The following is a 19,751-nucleotide window of genomic DNA, read 5'->3' on the forward strand; positions in this document are numbered from 1 at the left end:
CATTGACAAAGGCGTGTGCATCCTGGTCTTTGCCTTTAGCCGAACCGGGTGCGGGTCGCCCCGACAGTAGGCAGGTAGTGCGTCGGGACGACCCGCGCCCGAGATGACACCAATGAAAATGCAATCACTCCGCAATCCACTTAGTCGCATCCGAGAAGCCATCACACGCGCACGTCACAGTCACACATCACAGTCACACGTCACACCCATCGATCCCAATGACGCGATGAACATCCTGTCGTCCGACCGGCGCCGCTGGGCAATCGAACATCTGGCCGACCAGCCCTCGGACAGTACCGTCACAGTGTCCGACCTGGCAGAGGAGGTGGCCGCGCGCGAAAACGACTGTACAATCTCGGAACTTAGTTCGAAGCAACGTGAGCGCGTCTATATCGCCCTTTACCAGCAGCACATGACGACGCTCGAGAATAGCATTGTTGCCTACGATCAGGATCGGAAAACCATCACACCGACAGAGACACCCGAGAGGATCTGGAGTGCCTACCGCGCATTCTGCGACTCGCTGGACGGCTAGCGTCGCTACTCGAAGACGTGGAATGCTGGCGCAAATACTCATGTCCGTTGAGTCGGTTACCTGACCGCCTGCGCCAGCACTCGACACTCACCACCGCTTTCGTAAATACCCGCGGAATCGTGCCCGTGAGACACGTCGGGATCGCCTCAGCTCACAAACTACCCCGGGTCGGCGTCACCAGAGCAGCGGTTTGAAAGCCGCGCGCTGGTGCATAGTTTTATCACTCTGTCACATTTCCTTGAGAGTGAACCACGAGACGAGACGACGATCCCACACGAACAACGGGCATCCACCTGAAATGACTCACCCACGAAAAGCGACTACTAATAAAGAACCCGACGGCGTCTGCTCATTGAGTTAACAGCGCGGAAGAAATGGGTTGGGGCAGATTTGAACTGCCGGCCTCCTCCATGTCAAGGAGGTGTCATAACCAGACTAGACCACCAACCCGTCCGGTTCGTGTCTTCGTCCTGCAGTCAATCGTTGCCCGCCACCCTAATTGAAGGTTTCGAATCGGTGGCCGTGCGCGAGATGTCACCACGGACGAGGCTCCGACACGCTTAAGTCGATGTACTTGTTTGATCATTACAAGACAGACTCATACATTGGTGTCCTCTATGAAACCATACGTCGAACACGTAACTGACGGTCACGACCTGACGCAAGCCGACGCTCGAGCCGCCTCTAACGCGGTCTTCGAGGGTGCGACCGAGGCCCAGATCGGTGCGCTGTTGACGGCCCTGCGCGCGAAAGGCGAAACGGAAGCCGAGATCGCGGGTTTCGCGGAAGGCATGCGAAACGCCGCACGAACGATCGACCCCGACCGCGAACCGCTCGTCGACACCTGCGGCACCGGTGGCGACGACTATGACACGATCAACGTCTCGACAACGAGCGCCATCGTCGCCGCGGGCGCGGGCGTCCCGGTCGCCAAACACGGCAACTACTCGGTATCCTCCTCGTCCGGTAGCGCCGACGTGCTCGAGGAGGTCGGCGTCACCATCGACGCCGAACCGCCGGCCGTCGAGCGGACCATCGAGGAAGACGGCATCGGGTTCATGCTCGCACCGGTCTTCCACCCCGCGATGAAGGCCGTGATCGGGCCACGCCAGGAACTCGGCATTCGGACGATCTTCAACGTCCTCGGCCCGCTCACGAACCCCGCCGGCGCGGACGCCCAGGTCGTCGGCGTGTACGACCCCGACCTGGTTCCGATCCTCGCTCGCTCGCTCGCGCGAATGGACGTCGACCGCGCGCTCGTCGTCCACGGCACCGGCACCGACGAGATCGCCATCCACGGCGAGACGCGAGTCGCCGAAGTCGAGGGCGAAACGGTCGAGGAGTACACCCTCGAGCCGGCCGACCTCGGTCTCGAGCGCCACGCCATCGACGACATCTCGGGCGGTACGCCCGCGGCAAACGCCGCCGACCTGCGCGGTATCGTCGAGGGAGACGTCGACGGGGCCAAACGCGACGTCATCCTGGCGAACGCCGGGGCTGCCATCTACGTCGCCGGCGAGGCGCCGACCCTCGAGGCCGGCGCTGACCGCGCGCTCGAGGCGATCCGGAGCGGAGACGCGAGCGCGACGCTCGAGCGACTGTGCGGGGTCGCCCCGGAGGTCCGGTGACGTGACGCGCGTCAAGATCTGCGGCCTCACTCGAGAAACAGACCTCGAGGCGGCCGTCGACGCCGGTGCTGACGCCGTCGGAATCGTCTCGGACGTCCCGATCGACACGCCGCGCGAAGTCGCTCCCGAGCGGGCGGCCGACCTGGTCGCCGCCGCGCCGCCGTTCGTGACGACCGTCCTGGTAACCATGCCGACCGGCCCGGAGCGAGCGATCGAACTCGTTGAGCGGGTCGACCCGGACGCGATCCAGATCCACGGCGGGATGCGCCCCGGCGACCTCGCGTACCTCCGTGCCAAGGCCGACGCGCAGGTGTTCCTCGCGGTCGACGCGGAACGGGTGACGGCCGCCTCGCGGTACGACGACCTCGCGGACGCGCTGGTCGTGGACTCCGTGGACGACCAGGGAGCGGGCGGGACTGGCGAGACGCACGACTGGGAACGGACCCGAACGGCGACCGCGGACCTCGAGTCGCCCGTGATCCTCGCCGGCGGGTTGACGCCCGACAACGTCGAGGACGCTATTCGGACCGTTTCGCCGTACGCCGTCGACGTCTCGAGCGGCATCGAAGCGCGTCCCGGCGTCAAAGATCACGACGACGTCAGGGCGTTCGTCGAGCACGGTCGACGAACGGCGCTGGCGCCGAACGAACCTCGCCAGCGAGTGGTCGAGCCGTGAGAAACGCCAGACGAGCAGTCACGAGGAAGCGATGACGGATTCAACGACGACGACCGCGACGAAATCCGCCGAAACGGTGACGCTCGAGACCGACCGCGAGAGCTTTCGTGCCTACGCGAACGCTGACGACCGTACGGAACGGCCGGCCATCGTGCGCGTCGAGGCGACGCTGGAGGTCGAGACGACGCCACTCGCCGCCTACGCCGCGCTTACCGGGAGAACGGCGACGGACCGGATCGAAGGCAGTGAGGGCACCGAAGCCGACGAAGGCGACAGAGCAAACGAGCGAACGCCCTACGCGTTCCTGCTCGAAAGCGCCGAGAAGACGCCCTCGAGCGACCCGGACGGGGCCTTCCAGCCGAATGCGAGCACGGCGGAGCGCCACGCTCGCTTCTCGTACGTGGGCTACGATCCCGACGCCGTCGTGACGGTCGGGCCCGAGGGAGTCGAGGTAGAGGCGCTCTCAGACGAGGCGCCGCTCGAGGCGATCGAAATCGATAGCAGCGGGGCCGGGTCCGGGGTCAGGACCGAGACCGGGACCGGGGCCGGTGACACCCTCGACGCGCTCCGGGGCGCACTCCCCGACGTCCGCCTCGAGAACGTGCCAGACCGGGACCGCCAGCACTTCGACGGCGGACTCGTCGGCTTCCTCGCCTACGACGCCGTCTACGACCTCTGGCTCGAGGAGGTCGGTCGCGAGCGACCCGAGTCGCGATTCCCGGACGCCCAGTTCGTCCTGACGACGAAGACGCTGGCCTTCGACGAACGGGACGGGTCCGTTTCACTCGTGTTCACGCCGGTCCTCGAGGCCGACGACGATCCGGACGCGGTGTACGACGAACTTCTGGCCGAAGCGACGCGCGTCCAGGAGACGCTGGAATCGGCGACGGCACTCGAGACCGGGGGTTTCCGTTGCCGGGGCGAGACCGCTGGATCGAAGGAAGAGTACGAGGCTCACGTCGAGCAGGCCAAAGAGCACGTCCTCGACGGCGACATCTATCAGGGCGTGATCTCCCGTCGGCGGGAACTCCGCGGCGACATCGATCCGCTGGGCTTTTACGAGTCGATGCGGGCCGTGAACCCCTCGCCGTACATGTACCTGCTCGAGCACGACGACCTCACCGTCGTCGGTGCGAGTCCGGAAACGCTCATCTCCGTTCGCGGGCGCGAGATCATGTCGAACCCCATCGCGGGCACCTGCGACCGAGGCTCGAGCCCCGTCGAGGACCGTCGACTGGCCGGCGAGATGCTCGCTGACGGGAAAGAACGCGCCGAGCACACGATGCTGGTCGACCTGGCGCGAAACGACGTTCGACGGGTCGCCGAGGCGGGATCGGTCCGCGTCGACGAGTTCATGAACGTCCTCAAGTACAGCCACGTCCAGCACATCGAGTCGACGGTCACCGGCACGCTCCGGGGGGACCTGGACGCGTTCGACGCGACCCGCGCGGCGTTCCCTGCCGGGACGCTCTCGGGGGCGCCCAAGGTCCGGGCCATGGAGGTCATCGACGACCTCGAGGACGAACCGCGCGGGCTCTACGGCGGCGGGGTCGGCTACTTCTCGTGGACGGGCGACGCCGACGTCGCGATCGTCATCCGGACGGCGACGGTCGAGGAACGGGACGACGACCAGTTGATCACGGTTCGGGCGGGCGCGGGACTCGTCGCCGACAGCGACCCGGCCGCCGAGTACGACGAGACCGAGAAGAAGATGGGCGGCGTAGTGAGCGCCCTCGAGCGCATCGACGCGGACTCGAGTGCGAGCGGGGGGTCGGAGCGCGGCGGCGAAGGCGGCGACCGGGATCGGTGCGAGCGGGGCAAGTATGGTGAGCACGACGAGCAGGGCGAACACAACGTGCAAGGCGAGCACAACGAACAGGACGACCACGATGAAAACGCCGTCGCGGAGGCTCGCCGATGAGTTCCTCGCGCGACGGTCGCGACGTCGGTGCACCCGCCGACACCGAAGCCGAGCCATCCCGCCCGCACGTCCTCGTCGTCGACAACTACGACTCGTTCACGTACAATCTGGTCGAGTACGTCAGCGAGCACGCCGAGACGACGGTCCTCAAGAATACCGCTTCGCTCGAGGACGTCCGCGCGGTCGAGGCCGACGCGATTATCGTCAGCCCCGGCCCCGGCCATCCGAAGAACGACCGGGACGTGGGCGTCTCGATGGACGTCATTCGGGAACTGCGCTCGACGGTTCCGATCCTTGGCGTCTGCCTCGGCCTCGAGGCCGCCGTCTACGCCCTCGGCGGGACGGTCGACCGCGCTCCGGCGCCGATTCACGGGAAGGCCTCACCCGTTTCCCACGACGGGCAGGGCGTCTTCTCGGGGCTCGAACAGGGGTTCCAGGCCGGCCGGTACCACTCGCTCGTCGCGGTGGACGTGCCCGACTGTCTCGAGGTGACGGCGACGGCCAACCACGACGGCGAGTCGCTCGTGATGGGCGTTCGCCACGCCGATCCGGAGGTGGCGCTCGAGTGCGTGCAGTTTCACCCAGAAAGCGTGCTCACCGCCGTCGGCCACGACGTCATCGAGAACTTCCTCGACGGAATCGGTTCTCAGAACGGAAGGACGTCGAGATAGCCGACGGTGTACAGTCCGGCGAGGACGACGGCGGCGACCAGACCGACTCGGATCGCCATCTTGATCGCGAACCTGACCGCGGCGACGACGACGAAGAGGACGACGAGTGCCGCGAGCACCATGAGCACCGGTGAACCTGTAATCGGATCTAGCATACCTACCTACGCACGCTAGAGACACCTAATACTTCCGACCATCTTGACAGTAATTCGGAGGTGAACGTTTCGTCGGCGACAGCCGGTCGAGTCGCTCGAGGTACTCGAGTCACTCTATACGACGTAACGCGTCGAAACCACGAACCGGCTAGGCACCCCACCGTGTCGTGTGTTCGCGAGACCGCCATCTCCTCCAATCGAAAAACTAAAAACCACCGTACGTCGCCGTTCTGAACGGGAATTCGATCACTTTCGGTCCACTCTGGAAATCGTTAAGGCCGTTGGGTCCGTATCGACTCACAGACGCCACGGCGGCAGTCTCAGTCGCCGGTTTCAGTTGCGAACACCGACTGGTATAAACACAACTGAAATTGCGTTCTTACAACTCAGGTAGATTTATAGGGTTGGGAGAACACCAAACCGTCGTCACTACTCATGGAACGGAACACTCAATTTTCGGGGAAACTCGCGTCAGGAGACTCCTGCGTGCTCGAGGTGGCACGCGCATGAGCGAGTCCGAACTCACCGCGGACGACCTCACGTTACCGATCAAGCGCACCGAGGGAGAGACCCTCGAGGAGCGAATGACGGCCAACGCCTACCAGAACATCCTTCCTGCCCGCTACCTCCGGAAGAACGCCGACGGCGAACTCACCGAGACCCAGGAGGAACTGTTCGAGCGCGTCGGGAAGAACATCGCGCTGGCTGAAGCGTTGTACGAAGCGAACAACCAGGATCTCGAGATCACGGTTACGCCCGATCAGCTCAAGCCGGGTCACCCGCGACGGGACGAACTCGCGGCGGAGGTCTTCGGGGAGGGGACCACCGTGGACGACGACAGCGAGACGACGCTGACCGAGCGGAACGTCAACAAGTTCGCCTACGACACAATCGTTCCCGAACTGCCCGAACCCGTGCGCGAGCACGTCGAAGACGTCGCCGAGACGTTCATCGAGGGGATGGAGAGCCTCTCGTTCATGCCGAACTCGCCGACACTGATGAACGCCGGCGACGAACTTCAGCAGCTCTCAGCGTGTTTCGTCATGAGCCCCGACGACGACCTCGCAGACATCCACGAAACCGCGAAGAAGGCCGCCGAGGTCTTCCAGTCCGGCGGCGGCGTCGGCTACGGCTTCTGGCAGCTTCGCCCGTTCGGGGACAGCGTCGGCTCCACGGGCGGCATCGCCTCCGGACCGATCACCTTCATGCGGACGTACGACCAACTCTGTGAAACCATCGCGCAAGGCGGGACGCGGCGAGGCGCCCAGATGAGCATCATGCGCGTCTCGCACCCGGACGTCATCGAATTCATCCACGCGAAGAACAAGGACGTCTCGCTGGCACACACGCTGCGGCTCAACGATCCCGACGACTACACGTATACGACGTTCGCCGAGGCGCTCGAGGAGGCCCGCGAACTGATCGACGACGACGGGAAGGTACCGAAACACCTGCGCAACGCCGTCGAGGGCCACCTCTCGAACTTCAACATCTCCGTGGGCGTCACGGACGCGTTCATGGAGGCGGTCCAGAACGGCGAGGAGTACACGTTCACCAACCCGCGCACGGAAGAGCCCCACATCGCCACCGAGGAAACCAAGGAGATGTACGGCCGCTACGACCTCGGCGAGTACGTCGAGGTCGGCGAACCGCTCTCGGTGCCCGCCGAACTCGTCTGGGAACGCATCGTCGAGGGTGCCCACGAGAACGGCGAACCGGGGGTCATCTACCTCGAGCGGGTCAACAAGGAACACTCCTTCGACGTGGAGAAGCATCCGGACCACCGAATCCTGGCGACAAATCCCTGCGGCGAACAGCCGCTCGAGGAGTTCGAGGCTTGCAACCTCGGTCACATCAACCTCTCGACGCTGGCGGACTTCGACGCCCCCGACTGGCGGGTCTGGTCGGCCGAACACGCCGACGAGTACGACTCCCACCAGGACGCCGTCGCCGCGTTCCTCAAGGACGCCATCGACTGGGAAGAATTCGACGAACGCATCGAGTACGGGACGCGCTTCCTCGAGAACGTCGTCACCATGTCCGATTTCCCGGTCGAGGAGATCGAGGAGACCGTTCGCCGGATGCGCAAGATCGGACTGGGCATCATGGGCCTCGCTCAGCTGTACATCCAGCTCGGCATCAAGTACGGCAGCGACGAGGGCAACGAGGTCGCCCGCCAGCTGATGACCCACATCAACCACGGCGCGAAGGCGACCAGCCACGAACTCGCCGAAGAGCGCGGCTCCTTCGCCGACTGGGACGACTCGAAGTACGCGAACCCGACCGAGTACCGCGAGTGGTTCGAACACCAGACGGGCGAGTCCGCCGACGACTGGGCGGACGGCTACCCTATCCGAAACCACAACGTGACGACCATCGCGCCAACCGGGACGACCTCGATGGTCGGCAACACGACCGGCGGCTGTGAGCCCATCTACAACGTCGCCTACTACAAGAACGTCACCGACGACGTCCAGGGCGACGAGATGCTCGTCGAGTTCGACGACTATTTCCTTCGGACGCTCGAGGCCAACGACGTCGACGTCGAGGCCGCAAAACGCGAAGCCCAGGAACAGATGGCCACGAACCAGTTCGACGGCGTCGACGGCCTCGAGACGGTCCCGAATGCCATCGGCGAACTGTTCGTCATCACCGCGGACCTCTCGGCGAAAGATCACGCCGCGGTCCAGTGTGCCTGCCAGGAGGGCGTCGACTCCGCGATTTCGAAGACAGTCAACGCGCCCAATGACTCCACGCTCGAGGACGCCAAGGACGTCTTCGAGTGGGTCTACGAGCACGGCGGCAAGGGCGTCACCTACTACCGCGACGGCACCCGGACGAAGCAGGTGTTAACGACGCGAGCCGACAACACGGAGTTCGCCGACGAGCAGGAAGCGGCCGAAGCGTTGCTCGAGCAGATAGACGACATCTTCGGCGGCCTCGAACAGTTCTTAGAGAGCGCGGACGTCCGGGACGTACTCGAGGCCGACGGGGCGACCCTCGGCGACGAGGACGAACCCGTCACGGTCGACTTCGCCGAGAAGCGCGAACGCCCCGATTCGCTCCAGGGCGTGAGTCAGCGGATCGACACCGGTTACGGCAAGGTGTACGTGACGATCAACGAGGACCCCGAGACCGGCCAGCCGTTCGAACTCTTCGCGAACATCGGCCACTCCGGCGGCTTCACGAACTCCTTCACGGAAGCGCTCGCGAAGGTCATCTCCACCTCACTGCGCTCGGGCGTCGATCCCGAGGAGGTCATCGACGAACTCTGTGGAACTCGGAGTCCGAAAGTCGCCTGGGACAAGGGCGAACAGATACAGTCGATCCCGGACGCCATCGGCACCGCGATGCGCCGGTATCTCGACGACGAGATCGACAAGCCGTACCCGAAACAGCAGACGCTCGAGGAGTCAGCGGACGCCGAGACTGACGCTGACGCAGACGCTAGCCTCGAGACCAACGTGGAGACCGTCGACGCGGACGACCACGAGACCGACGGTGGGGCGGCGACTGCGGACGAACGGGACGCCACGCAGGACCTCATCGACGCCGGCGAATCTCCGGAGTGTCCCTCCTGTGGGTCACTCTCGCTTTACTTCTCGGAGGGCTGTAAGACCTGCGAGTCCTGCGGTTGGAGCGAGTGTTGATCGAGTACGAATAGCGTCCGACGCCGATTCGGATTTGTACCTTTCCGGATTTTCGACGATGGGTTCGACTGTACGGGTGGATTGACTCTCGAGCCAGCGGCCACACCGAAAATCGAATCGTTTCTAACGCCTACCGCGCCCGTCGAGAGGTTCTCGAGATGATCGGCGAACGTCCGTGTCAGGCCTGAATCCGACGACGTGACTGACCTGCGGGGCTCCGTTGAATACTTGCCAAGTGATACTGCGGATCTGGATGCGGTCTACCGTCGGTATAGTTGGTACAGTCGATACCCTACTCGGGCGGGTCTGCGGAGTCACCGAATCCGTTTCCATACGTTTCGATGACTTCCGTGATGGTGACTTCGTACGCGTCGTACCACTCGCTCCACCGCTGTTTCGCTCGTTTGTGGTCTGCATCCACACCAAACGCCTCGAGCGCGTCGAGTGATTCCCAGTAGTAGACGACGAGTACCTCGTCACCCTCTGGGTCGTTCCACGTTCGTTTGCCGCGAAACCCGTCCGTCTCTTCGGCAACGGCCTGGATCGAGTCGTTCAACTCGTGGAACTCCGCATCGTACTCCCCAGGATCCAGGCGAAACGTAACCAGGTACATCGATACCTGTACCCAGGCGTTCGCGGTCAAAAAGATTCGCTTCCGCGAACACGATATGCGGCGGAGACAACCCCTAACTCTACGCACCATTTACGCAAAAGACGCGAGAAACAGCCTTCAACGGTGCCTCCGACGGAACACTTAGCATGCCCGACGCCGAAAACTAGCCAATGACCGACGCTGGACCCGCGTGTCCCAGTTGCGGGGCCCACCTCTACAAACGTCACTGCAAATACGTCTGTCCGCAACACGGCGTCGTCTACGATTGTTCCGATCCGTTTCGATAGTCCCACATCGGCGGACGACTCACCGACTGAGTTCACCGAAACGACTACCCCCTCGAGTGCCCCACGTTCTGACGATTCCCGTCGCATGGCCACCAAACCGACGATTCTCGTCGTCGACGACGAGCGCGAACTGGTCGACCTCTACACGAGCTGGATGCGCGACAGCTACGCCGTTCGCACTGCCTACACGGGTCGCGGCGCGCTCGAACAGTTGAGCGACGAAGTCGACGTCGTGCTGCTCGATCGACAGATGCCCGACCTCACCGGCGACGAGGTCCTCGACGAACTCCGCCGTCGAGGCCACGACTGCTGGGTCATCATGGTTACCGCCGTCGACCCCGGACTCGACATCATCGACCTCGACGTCGACGACTACGTGACGAAGCCGGTCTCGCGAACGACGTTGACGCGTCTGATCGAAGCCCTCCGCGCGAAATCGCGATACGGTCAGCACGGTCGCCGCGAAGTGGCGGCCCTCTCGAACAAGAAGGAAGCGCTCGACAGTTCCCTCTCGATCGACGACCTGGAGGGAACCGATCGATATCAGCGCCTCGAAGCGGATCTGCAGGAACTCGGTGACTCGATGGGAGATGGGTTCGCTGAAGGGGAATAGCGCAGGAGTTCGCTGAGGACGAGACCGTAAGGATTCGCCAGGGACGGGTAGCCCGAATACCGTGAATAGGCGCGTAGACGACGTGAACGGAGACGCGTCTTCATTCACTCGAGCGACGTTCTCGCGGTCGGCCCAGTCCGGAGAAGGTTGTAGATCGACGGTGCGAACAGTGCGACGGCGACGACCGCTGCCGACCCGGCGAGGACGAGCCCGTACTGACCGACTCCGTCGATCAGGACGTCGTTCGTGAGCCTGGCCGCCGAGGCACCGACGAGAACGGCTGCGACCGTCCACGGCAGCTCGCCGAGGGCCGTTCCGACGACGAGGTGTCGAAGCCGGACCCCGCTGACGGCTGCAGCGGCCGTCGCGACGTCCGATGGAATCGGGGCGAGTCGCGACGTGACGACGCCACGAACGGGACCGACGGCGTCGTAGTATCGGTCGATCACGTCACGACTCCGCCCGAGGACGCCGGCGAGCGGGCGTCCCTCGCCAGCTGACCGGTCGCTTCCCCCGACGAGCCAGCGAACCACGAGGAAGGTCGGAATTACGGTCAGCGAGACGCCGAACAGGGCGACGGGGAGGCCGAGAACCGCGCCGTAGCCGTAGCCGACCAGGACGGCGAGCGGCGTCGTCGGCCACGCGAAGAGGGGCCGGACAGCGTACAGGACGACGACGGCGAGTCCGAATCGGTACGGGTCGCCGGAGACTGATTCGAGCACGCCGATCGTGATCGACGGCGAGACGAGCAGGCTCGCGAGGAAGACGAGACTCACGAGTCCCGTCCCGAGGAGGGCTCGAGTGGTGATCGGCGACGCCATCGATTGACCGGAGGTTCGAACGCCGGGGTTGAAACCTTTCTGTCTCGTGACGTTCTCTCGAGGTGATAGCAGCGGTTCCATTCCTTCTAATCTCCGTGTTCTTCGGTAACGAGAGCACCAAACCGGGCGACAGGGCCGAGCGTCGACACAACGTTTATCACCGTCCACGGAACACTCCAGAGCGAGCACGATGGCCGAAGACGACCGCGTCGACCTCGGACTCGCTCTCCTCGAGCGACTCGAGCACGAGTCGCTCCCGCTCCCGGCGGTCGTCGACCGAATCGAGACGATCACCACGGATCCCGCGGTGACGCGAACGATCCTCGACGAGGCGGAACTACGTGGCATCATCGACCGGGAGGACGGTATCGTTCGCGTGAAGAGCCGCCAGTACGTCCGGTTCGAAGAACAGGTCGTCACCAAGGAGGGCGAGTTCTCCTGTCGACGCTGTGGCGCCGGACTCTCGACGGGTCACTTCATCAAACTCGAGGCCGGCGAACTCGGGCCGTTTGGCTCGTCGTGTATCAGGAAAGTCACGGGGCGGGAGTGAGGCCGGTGGTCACGTCTGAAACGCCACTATAACGCTACAACTATACGGTTTATAGTTGCTATTTCTTCGATAGCTACTATACTCTCGATAGCTCTGTCAGCAACGATTATCGACCCTGCCGAAGCTCCTCGATCAACTGCTCAATGGTCGCCTGTTGGGCCTCGAGCAACTCGGTCTGGGCCTCGACGGCCGACTCGAGCGACTCGATCCGCTCGGGCAGTTCCGGGTTAGCTGAGGACGAGTCGGCCGTCGCCACATCTTGAACTGCGCCGGTCGAAGCCGAGGATCGATCAGTCACACTTGATTCGTCGTGCAGGGGGTCGTCGGCGGTCTGCTGCTGGGCCGTCTGCCCAGCCCCCTCGTCCGTGTTTGACCCTAAATCGAAAGCGCTCGAGGAGCCGAGCGGGTCGCTGGATGAGTCGGTCTCGGTCGGTTCCTGGCTCGCCGCCGTCTCTCCGCCGAGGTCGTCTGGTTCCGGCGGGTTCGCATCCAGTGGGTCGACGCCGATGCCGAAGTCGACGCCCGACGGCGACTCGGTGGTCGGTTCGTCCGCGTCGTCCTCGTCTGTTGCGAGGAGTGCGTTGAGTTCCTCGAGCGTCTCGACGTCGTGGAATGAACAGAGCGCGCGCTTGAGGCGTTCGGCAACCTCGTCCGCCTGGTCGTTCGGGGCTTTGATCCGCTGCTGGCGACCGTCCACCTCGAGAACGACCTGCGTGGCGACGCTGCCATCCTCGAACGAGAGGTTCGTCACGTCGGCGTAGTGGTACTGCTCGAAGTCGCTGTCCCAGACGGCCTCACCGATGTGCTTGACGAGTCGGTCGCTCGTGATGATCAGGGTGAGTTCGCTGAACCGGAACGTCTTGAGGACGGACTCGCCCGAGTCGGTGATGTCGTTGCCGGTGAGGACGCCGGCGAGCACGGGGTGGAGGACCTCGTCGGTTCGATTTCCCGGAATCGTGAACTCACGTTCGCCGTCGAGGGCGTACTCGAGCGTAAATCGGGTCTTTCGGCGGCCTTCCGAGAGCGAGAGGCGGTCGGCGTCGTGCGGGAACGTGTCGACGGATTCGTCGCTCAGCAGTCCTTCGGCGCGATAGATGATGGTCCTGGAGGGTGTGATGAACAGTTCGTCGTCACCACCGAGTGGCACTCGAGCGGCGATTTCCTCGCCCTCGAGCGTCGACTGGACGATACCGGGAACGGTCATGCACCGTGGTTCGTATGGGCTGGTGATAAATCCGTGGGTAGGGATTACACGCTGTCGGCGAATGGGAAGGTTAAAGAAACACAGCGAACAACCCCCTACTGCAGCAAGCCCGGGTGGCTTAGCTGGACATAGCGCCGCACTCATAGGGTTCAGAGATTCGGTGCGGTTTCGCCTTGGAAGCCTCCGTGTCCCTCGAGGACTCTGCCGAGCCTCGAACCTGGGACATGCGGAGATCGAGGGTTCGGAGCCCTCCCCGGGCATACTTAAAAAGGGTTCAACACCCTCCTGCGTTTCTCCTATTTAAACAACCGTACAATACACCACGTGAAGAGTTATTGGCGGTGTATCTGAAACCCAACACTTTGAGCGGTAGGATGTAGTGCATCAATGATACCGGTGTGAACGAGGAGGCGAACGACAAGGTTGAGATTCACCAGCTTTTTTTGCTAGACCGTGAAAGTCAACAGCCGAAATGAGTACCATAGGGTCAGTACCTTCTCTATAACTGCGTCCGACTGTTAGCTTATTTGTCATAGTGTAAGCTACATAACATTACCCCGAATGAGGATAGAACGTGATGACGCAAAATAAGATCACACGACGCACAGTGATAGCAGGAATCGGTACCATAGGTGGAGTCGGAGCAATGGGAATAGGGGCGACAAAACAAGGAGATCCAGACCAATGGAACGGTCCCGAAGAGAATGGACCAAAAGGGAAATCCGAGAAGATCATTTCAAATCAGAATGGAACAACAATCCGAATGTGGACTGGTCAACTTGAACAGCATGTACGGATAACAGGAAACCCCCATCAAATCCACGTTATTAAGGTATATTACTCGTTTGGGGGAGGTCCAGAACTACGGACATATGAAAACCCTGAACTGCCGTTCTCCACTACTGATGGCGGAGAGGGAATATATTGGATTGAAATATATAACGAGAACGAAGATTTAGTGAACTCATGGTATCTGTAACGCTCCCATGAACAGTCGCCCCGTTATACTTAAAAAGATTCAACGCCCTTTGCCATTTTTAGTATTTAAAGGTTAGTCTATATCGTATCGCCGTCGTGCCAGAGGTGTAATTGAACTGCCACCAGATGTGCTCGACGATCATATACGGTAATTCATCATTCGTTAGTATCTACCTCCGCGGGCTCGTCGAGGTAGTAGCTGGGGACCTCAAGGTCTTCGAGATTGAGATCGGCATTCCGGTGGGTCGGCGGCAGGTCGGCGGCCTTAAGGACCTCATCCCACGAGCCAAACCGTAGGCGCAGCGTCCGCGTCGAGTGGGTTCCGAAATCTTTGTAATCGTCGTGAGATGGTGACACGCCAAGGACAGCCGCACCACACCGCACGTCGTAGAGTAACGCTTCATCCGGGATTGGACCTCCGCGTGGCCTTCCCGGCCGAGGGTCGAACCCAGCGGCCTTAACCGCCTCGTTCCATGAGTCGAAGCGATCGACGTATATCCCCGAACTGTATCGGCCCTCCGCATTCATTTCGTGAGTCGTCGGCGGTTCATCACCATCTGCTAACCGATTGATCTCCGTGAGGAGTTCCCCTGTGGAGGGATTCTTTCGTGTTGCTTGCTCACCGGGCCTCCGAGGATTGAATCCAGCAGCTTCGACTGCCGCGTTCCACGAACCAAAGCGGCTCTTTATTGTTCGGGGGGAGTAGGCGCCCTCCGCAGTCATTTGTATCTGTGTTGGTGGTTTGTCTCCGTCAGCCAACTGTTTGATTTCCGCAACCAGATCCTCATTCGGAATCCGTTCAGAACTACGCTGTGGTTCGAGGCCAGCTGTCTCGACCGCTTCGTTCCACGAGCCGAAACGCTCTTGAAACGTCTTCACAGAGTAGGCCCCTTTATTGTTCATCTCCTGCATCGTTGGTGGCTTGTCACCGTCAGCCAACCGCTTGATCTCCTCGAGCAGATCCTTGTTCGGAATTCTCTCGGTCGGCGATCGCGGCTGGAACCCAGCGGCCTCAACTGCCGCGTTCCATGACCCAAAGCGGCGCCGATACGTCTCTACGGAGTAAGCGCCATCTTCTTCCACCCCTTTCACCGACGGCGGATCCTCGGGCCCGCCACCGAGATGGATGAGTTCTGCCAGCAGCTCGAGTTCCGCGATTTGAGACTGATTGCTGTCGTCGGTCATGTTGTGTTTCAACCTCCCCTGATTCTGCTGAAACTCCGGTGGAACGGTAGTACTACGACTCGGCGTCTCTTTAACCTAACATGCGAAGTGTTCGCAGTGATGGCGGTAGTCTGGGCAGAGCTGTCGCTCTTCCATTGGACCACTTCGGTTGTGGTCATCCTGCTTATCCCGGTGTTCTATGCGGCGAGACAACTCAACCGAGACGACGAATAACGCTTCGTACTGGGATCCCCGTGTCGCACACTTTTACCTCGCTATACCCAGGTCCCTCTGAGAGGATCTATGGCGAATTCCACTCACAGAAGGGCCCCGGCACGCTTTTCATGTGTAACGCTATGAATAACTCCCTCCTCGGGGGAGGCCTAGCCCCTCACAATGCAGCAGGCGCGACAGTAACGCTGCTATGTTACAAGTCCCCACCGTGAGATCAGTCGCGCACTGTGATCGTCAAGAAATGGGCCGAAACTGCAACTCTTTCCGGTTGGCAGGCGCCTCGTTTGGGACCTCTTTGTGGTTGAGTAGCTGCTCAGGATACGTATCGTAGACCAACCCGATCAATAACGCTTCCACCTCTGCTAGAGGGAGAAAACAACCGTTCCTGTGGACTGTGACCTGGGGGTACTGCACAACAAGTATTCACTCATCGCCGAAGGATCTCCACCTATTGGCCGACTCACGAACTCACCTTGATCCCCTACTACAGATCTGTGGGTGAGAAGACCAACTGACTACTGTGCTCTTTGAGCCACTCTGCGTGGGTGACGTACTCAAGGCCATGCTCGGCACCGGAACTCGCAGAACTCCATGAACCGGTCGTTCGCTTGGCCGAATCCGAGTGACTCCTGGACCCAATAGCCTGGCACACCTATCAAAGGTATTCACGACGCCGTGAATCAGTCTTCGGCGTGCGGACAGATGTTTCTAAAGTCACATTCTGCACACTTCTCTTCAGACGGCTGAGGATAGAATTCACGGTCGGCAATCTGGTTGACCCGATTCTCTACCACAAGCTCGACCTGATCAAGGTTCGTATTGGAGAGATCAACCGGTTCTCTTCTCTCGTTCTCTTCCCCGAGCGTCCCATCTTCTTCAGGATTCTGCTGCAGATAATGAACATACCCCTCTGTCGTATCAGGATCGAAATCACTGCGAGTCGCAACGCCATAGAGTCGCACCTGGAACGCGTTCTCCTGAGCTTCAGTAGTGTTCTCCTCCGGCCGCTCACTGGTTTTGAAATCGATTACATCGACTTCACGAACATCCTGGGTCTCCGGATCCTTATGCTCCAGAAGATCAATCTCTCCAGAGACTAACGCGGTGGCCCCATCATCGTTATCTTCTCCGACCAGGATCTCGAACGGGACTTCTGCACGATACGCGCTTATCATATCCTCCCGGTAATTCTGGGCATAATTGATGAGCATATCTTCAGCGGCCGACCGGAGATTATCTTCAATCTGACCAGAGGCATAACGTAGATGGAAACGATCCTCGTCTTGGACGCGTTCACGTATCTCTCCCGGCGAAATAGGGAATTCGTTATTATCTTCCGTGTGTCGCTGATGCATCTCCCGAAGCAGATCGTGAACACCAAAACCAAATCCGAACGCCTGATCAATCGGCGGCGCAAAGCCGTAGACCTGTCGGAGCTTATAATCATACGGGCACCGCTGATAATATCGAAGATCACTGAACGACGTCGGATACACAATCTCCCGACCGGTTGCTGGCAGATCACGCACCTCCCGCGGTGCTGGATCCGGGAGAGGGTCGCGCAATACCGCCGGATGATCAACAGCCTCCAGCTCATCAAAGAACTGTGACGGCGAGTGATTCTGCTCGTACGTCGGATTCGATTCGGCACCCGTCACAGCAAGATACTTTTTCGCACGAGTAAGTGCCACATAGAACAGCCGTCGAAGCGCTTCATCGCTGTCCTGGTATACACCGTAATCGAACACGCCATTGTCAATCCACTCCGTGTATCGAGCGAAATTCCTTGACATACTCTGGCCCGCGTTCGGGAATCCGTAGGTGAACATCGCCGGGATAAACACCGCCGCATATTCCTGCCCCTTGGAGCCGTGAATCGTCGTCAAATCGACTGCATCCACCAGCGTAGGATCGTCGACCTGTGAACGACCATAAAACGAGGAAAGGTCAAGGAACTCGACCAGATCGGTTATCTGATCTGGGAAGATTATCTCGTTCACCGATTCAAAATCCTTGATGAGCTCGCTGACGAGGCCAAGCGAGTACATAACCGGTTCGTCGAAACCTTCCGCGACCCTTTCATCAGTTTCGCCTGCCTCGTTGATTCCCATTGCCGACAGGATTTTATGGAGTTCCGCCTGCGGTTCGATTCGCCGACTGGACGGGTCTTCATACCATTCTTGAAGATCATCCAACTGTTCGATGATTTCGTCTTCACGGTCTCGCAGCGCATCAATACCGTTGATTTCCCTGCGCAGTTGCTGTTCCGTTACTTGGACCGTCTGAATATCGCCCTGATTTGCATTGGAGGCGTCACCGTCGATGATTTCGAAGTCCTCGTCGTCACCTTGAGCTACGTATCCGAACGCCAGTCGAACGAAGTTGGTCATCGGATGCGCAAACAGCCCGTTATCCCCCTGCACAGTATATGGGATATCTCTGTCACGGAGACCATCCTGGATCCGCTCCATAAACTTCTTTTTCCGGAAGAGAATCCCGACATCTCCGTATCGAATGGTGTGCCTGTTTCCTTGCTGATCCTCGTAGACTGTTCCCACGACTTCCTCGATTCGGTTGAGGATGAAGTCAATCTCTTCATCTTGCGTATCGAAGAAACACTGGTAGATGTCGCCGACCTGTCCGCCCTGGTCGGTTTCCATCGGTTTCTCTACACGATCATTATTCCGCTCGATAACTGCTCGAGCCTGATCGACAATTGGTTCCGTGGATCGGAAATTTTGAGCGAGAACCTCCTGTTCTGCATCGTAACGATCGGTGAAATTGATGAAGTTCTCCGGCTGTGCCCCACGCCAACCGAAAATGGACTGATCGTCGTCGCCGACAACACACAGGTTCGGATCGTCCCCTGTGAGCAGTTCGATTAAATCCTCCTGAATATTATTGACATCTTGATATTCGTCGACGATGAGATACTGGTATTGTTCTCGGACCGCTTCACGAATTTCACGGTCATTTTCCAACATCTGGACGGCTCGGTAAACGAGTTCCTGGTGATCGAAGAAATGGTACTCGTCCAAGAGTTCCTGGTATGCTTGATATGCTTCCATTAATGCCTGAGTGTCCTCGTCTTGTGACGCCTCGGCATCGCCGATAATCCGTTCGCGGCGAAGGGTATCGATATCCTCCATGAACCACTTCACTTTCCGATAATTGTTGTTTGGATGTCTCGGCTCAATTTGGTGGAGATCAAGGTCGAAGAAGTGGTTCTGGATAAAGGCACGACGCTCATTATCTCCCATGACATCGTAGCTGAGAGTCTCCTCTCGGTACTCGTGGAGAAGATGCTGGCAGAACGAGTGAATCGTGTCGACGAACATGTCGCCGAGGGATGGATCCTCGAGATCGGCTTTGCTCATCCAGTCTCGAATCCGGACTTTGAGTTCCTTAGCGGCATTCTCTGTGAAGGTGAACGCGACGATATTCTCTCGAGGAACTCCGTTGGAAACCATGTACGCAATTCTGGCAGAGATGGTGTGCGTTTTTCCTGACCCTGCGCAGGCAGCAACCTGAATCGGACCACTTTGATGCTCGATAACCCGTTGTTGAGCGTCTGTCCAGTCGATATCGCCATCAAGGATACTCGGCATTATTTTCGAATCATCACATTGTACTTACAAAAGTTTACCGGAACTTCACTACCTAAAATATATAAAAAATTTCATTTATACCCTGTCATAGATTGCTCTAAAATATGTAAAAAAAAAAGAAGCTAGGGATCAAGCCTAACACTCTAGGGTCCCCTTGTTCCTGACTACGAAATTCTTATCAGTCAGTATATCTATGTGGAGTCTACAAAATCTGTTACACGCACCTCTATCGACTCTTTAGTCATCACTGGCACCCATCTTTCATTCCACAATGAATTTGGATTTTGATTGAATAAACATTCACAAGTATTAATCCCCCTACCGTACACCACTCTACTTTCACTCCGGTTAACAAACCATTTTGACCCCCCGGTACAAACAGTCCGGATACCAACGGAGAAAGGGAAACCCATTAGCCGGATCCCACTGAAAACCATGTTGAA

16 protein-coding genes and 2 tRNA genes are annotated in these 19,751 nt (G+C 59.8%); 11 read left to right on the plus strand and 7 right to left on the minus strand.

Going from position 1 to position 19,751, the window contains the following annotated elements:
• Window positions 1-112: 112 nt before the first annotated feature.
• Window positions 113-535: a DUF7344 domain-containing protein gene (locus ACFQS4_RS11975; RefSeq protein WP_497901734.1), complete on the plus strand. Its 423-nt coding sequence runs from the start codon at window positions 113-115 to the stop codon at window positions 533-535.
• Between the two features lie 375 nt (window positions 536-910).
• Here ACFQS4_RS11975 and ACFQS4_RS11980 read toward each other — a convergent pair.
• Window positions 911-985, minus strand: a tRNA-Val gene (locus ACFQS4_RS11980).
• Between the two features lie 167 nt (window positions 986-1,152).
• Here ACFQS4_RS11980 and trpD point away from each other — a divergent pair.
• The 4 genes from trpD to trpG are packed head-to-tail and all read left to right on the plus strand — an operon-like array spanning window position 1,153 to window position 5,431.
• Window positions 1,153-2,163 (plus strand): anthranilate phosphoribosyltransferase, encoded by a 1,011-nt coding sequence (gene trpD / locus ACFQS4_RS11985; RefSeq protein WP_497901735.1) that lies wholly within the window; start codon window positions 1,153-1,155, stop codon window positions 2,161-2,163.
• A gap of 1 nt (window position 2,164) precedes the next feature.
• The gene (locus ACFQS4_RS11990; protein ID WP_497901736.1) at window positions 2,165-2,839 is read left to right on the plus strand and encodes a phosphoribosylanthranilate isomerase; all 675 of its coding nucleotides are present in this window, start codon (window positions 2,165-2,167) and stop codon (window positions 2,837-2,839) included.
• Between the two features lie 31 nt (window positions 2,840-2,870).
• A complete protein-coding gene (gene trpE, locus ACFQS4_RS11995; RefSeq protein ID WP_497901737.1) occupies window positions 2,871-4,760 on the plus strand; it encodes an anthranilate synthase component I in 1,890 nt (629 codons plus the stop codon).
• A complete protein-coding gene (gene trpG, locus ACFQS4_RS12000; RefSeq protein ID WP_497901738.1) occupies window positions 4,757-5,431 on the plus strand; it encodes an anthranilate synthase component II in 675 nt (224 codons plus the stop codon). Before trpE ends, trpG begins: the two co-directional genes overlap by 4 nt.
• Here trpG and ACFQS4_RS12005 read toward each other — a convergent pair.
• Window positions 5,407-5,586, minus strand: coding sequence for a DUF8029 family protein (locus ACFQS4_RS12005; RefSeq protein WP_497901739.1), 180 nt, complete (start codon window positions 5,584-5,586; stop codon window positions 5,407-5,409). The two genes, trpG and ACFQS4_RS12005, sit on opposite strands and share 25 nt — an antisense overlap.
• Window positions 5,587-6,092: 506 nt before the next feature.
• On the opposite strand from ACFQS4_RS12005, the gene ACFQS4_RS12010 reads away from it, so the two are divergent.
• On the plus strand, window positions 6,093-9,236 hold the full coding sequence (locus ACFQS4_RS12010) for an adenosylcobalamin-dependent ribonucleoside-diphosphate reductase (protein WP_497901740.1): 3,144 nt from the start codon (window positions 6,093-6,095) through the stop codon (window positions 9,234-9,236).
• 292 nt (window positions 9,237-9,528) lie between these two features.
• Here ACFQS4_RS12010 and ACFQS4_RS12015 read toward each other — a convergent pair whose 3' ends face one another.
• On the minus strand, window positions 9,529-9,849 hold the full coding sequence (locus tag ACFQS4_RS12015; protein ID WP_497901741.1) for an antibiotic biosynthesis monooxygenase family protein: 321 nt from the start codon (window positions 9,847-9,849) through the stop codon (window positions 9,529-9,531).
• Between the two features lie 170 nt (window positions 9,850-10,019).
• Here ACFQS4_RS12015 and ACFQS4_RS12020 point away from each other — a divergent pair, with 170 nt between their 5' ends.
• Both ACFQS4_RS12020 and ACFQS4_RS12025 read left to right on the plus strand, forming a co-directional pair.
• Entirely contained in the window at window positions 10,020-10,136 is a 117-nt protein-coding gene (locus ACFQS4_RS12020) for an HVO_2523 family zinc finger protein (RefSeq protein WP_305882003.1), read from the plus strand.
• Window positions 10,137-10,221: 85 nt separating this feature from the next.
• Window positions 10,222-10,749, plus strand: coding sequence for a response regulator (locus tag ACFQS4_RS12025; RefSeq protein ID WP_497901742.1), 528 nt, complete (start codon window positions 10,222-10,224; stop codon window positions 10,747-10,749).
• Between the two features lie 104 nt (window positions 10,750-10,853).
• On the opposite strand, the gene ACFQS4_RS12030 is transcribed toward ACFQS4_RS12025, so the two are convergent.
• Window positions 10,854-11,651, minus strand: coding sequence for a TVP38/TMEM64 family protein (locus ACFQS4_RS12030; protein WP_500193434.1), 798 nt, complete (start codon window positions 11,649-11,651; stop codon window positions 10,854-10,856).
• 109 nt (window positions 11,652-11,760) lie between these two features.
• On the opposite strand from ACFQS4_RS12030, the gene ACFQS4_RS12035 reads away from it, so the two are divergent.
• Entirely contained in the window at window positions 11,761-12,120 is a 360-nt protein-coding gene (locus ACFQS4_RS12035) for a DUF5830 family protein (RefSeq protein WP_497901744.1), read from the plus strand.
• 106 nt (window positions 12,121-12,226) lie between these two features.
• On the opposite strand, the gene ACFQS4_RS12040 is transcribed toward ACFQS4_RS12035, so the two are convergent.
• Window positions 12,227-13,324 (minus strand): DUF7115 domain-containing protein, encoded by a 1,098-nt coding sequence (locus ACFQS4_RS12040; RefSeq protein WP_497901745.1) that lies wholly within the window; start codon window positions 13,322-13,324, stop codon window positions 12,227-12,229.
• A gap of 107 nt (window positions 13,325-13,431) precedes the next feature.
• Between ACFQS4_RS12040 and ACFQS4_RS12045 the strand changes: the two genes are divergently transcribed.
• Together ACFQS4_RS12045 and ACFQS4_RS12050 are read left to right on the plus strand one after the other, a co-directional pair.
• Window positions 13,432-13,584: transfer RNA gene (locus tag ACFQS4_RS12045), tRNA-Met, on the plus strand.
• Window positions 13,585-13,931: 347 nt separating this feature from the next.
• Window positions 13,932-14,303 (plus strand): hypothetical protein, encoded by a 372-nt coding sequence (locus tag ACFQS4_RS12050; RefSeq protein WP_497901746.1) that lies wholly within the window; start codon window positions 13,932-13,934, stop codon window positions 14,301-14,303.
• Window positions 14,304-14,458: 155 nt separating this feature from the next.
• Here ACFQS4_RS12050 and ACFQS4_RS12055 read toward each other — a convergent pair whose 3' ends face one another.
• Complete coding sequence (locus ACFQS4_RS12055; RefSeq protein WP_497901747.1) at window positions 14,459-15,487, minus strand: homing endonuclease associated repeat-containing protein; 1,029 nt, start codon at window positions 15,485-15,487, stop codon at window positions 14,459-14,461.
• Window positions 15,488-16,380: 893 nt separating this feature from the next.
• Window positions 16,381-19,308 (minus strand): ATP-dependent helicase, encoded by a 2,928-nt coding sequence (locus ACFQS4_RS12060; RefSeq protein ID WP_497901748.1) that lies wholly within the window; start codon window positions 19,306-19,308, stop codon window positions 16,381-16,383.
• Between the last annotated feature and the right edge of the window lie 443 nt (window positions 19,309-19,751).

It is taken from the genome of Saliphagus sp. GCM10025317 (assembly GCF_042663665.1).
Taxonomy (GTDB): Archaea; Halobacteriota; Halobacteria; order Halobacteriales; family Natrialbaceae; genus Natronosalvus.

What these genes read in the sequence shown, in the direction of transcription:
- trpD (WP_497901735.1), top strand. Translation starts at nt 1,153, where the DNA reads ATGAAACCATACGTCGAACACGTAACTGACGGTCACGACCTGACGCAA.
- ACFQS4_RS12010 (WP_497901740.1), top strand. Translation starts at nt 6,093, where the DNA reads ATGAGCGAGTCCGAACTCACCGCGGACGACCTCACGTTACCGATCAAG.
- ACFQS4_RS12060 (WP_497901748.1), bottom strand. Translation starts at nt 19,308, where the DNA reads ATGCCGAGTATCCTTGATGGCGATATCGACTGGACAGACGCTCAACAA.
- ACFQS4_RS12020 (WP_305882003.1), top strand. Translation starts at nt 10,020, where the DNA reads ATGACCGACGCTGGACCCGCGTGTCCCAGTTGCGGGGCCCACCTCTAC.
- ACFQS4_RS12035 (WP_497901744.1), top strand. Translation starts at nt 11,761, where the DNA reads ATGGCCGAAGACGACCGCGTCGACCTCGGACTCGCTCTCCTCGAGCGA.
- ACFQS4_RS12030 (WP_500193434.1), bottom strand. Translation starts at nt 11,651, where the DNA reads ATGGAACCGCTGCTATCACCTCGAGAGAACGTCACGAGACAGAAAGGT.
- trpG (WP_497901738.1), top strand. Translation starts at nt 4,757, where the DNA reads ATGAGTTCCTCGCGCGACGGTCGCGACGTCGGTGCACCCGCCGACACC.
- trpE (WP_497901737.1), top strand. Translation starts at nt 2,871, where the DNA reads ATGACGGATTCAACGACGACGACCGCGACGAAATCCGCCGAAACGGTG.
- ACFQS4_RS11975 (WP_497901734.1), top strand. Translation starts at nt 113, where the DNA reads ATGAAAATGCAATCACTCCGCAATCCACTTAGTCGCATCCGAGAAGCC.
- ACFQS4_RS12005 (WP_497901739.1), bottom strand. Translation starts at nt 5,586, where the DNA reads ATGCTAGATCCGATTACAGGTTCACCGGTGCTCATGGTGCTCGCGGCA.
- ACFQS4_RS12055 (WP_497901747.1), bottom strand. Translation starts at nt 15,487, where the DNA reads ATGACCGACGACAGCAATCAGTCTCAAATCGCGGAACTCGAGCTGCTG.
- ACFQS4_RS12040 (WP_497901745.1), bottom strand. Translation starts at nt 13,324, where the DNA reads ATGACCGTTCCCGGTATCGTCCAGTCGACGCTCGAGGGCGAGGAAATC.
- ACFQS4_RS12015 (WP_497901741.1), bottom strand. Translation starts at nt 9,849, where the DNA reads ATGTACCTGGTTACGTTTCGCCTGGATCCTGGGGAGTACGATGCGGAG.
- ACFQS4_RS12025 (WP_497901742.1), top strand. Translation starts at nt 10,222, where the DNA reads ATGGCCACCAAACCGACGATTCTCGTCGTCGACGACGAGCGCGAACTG.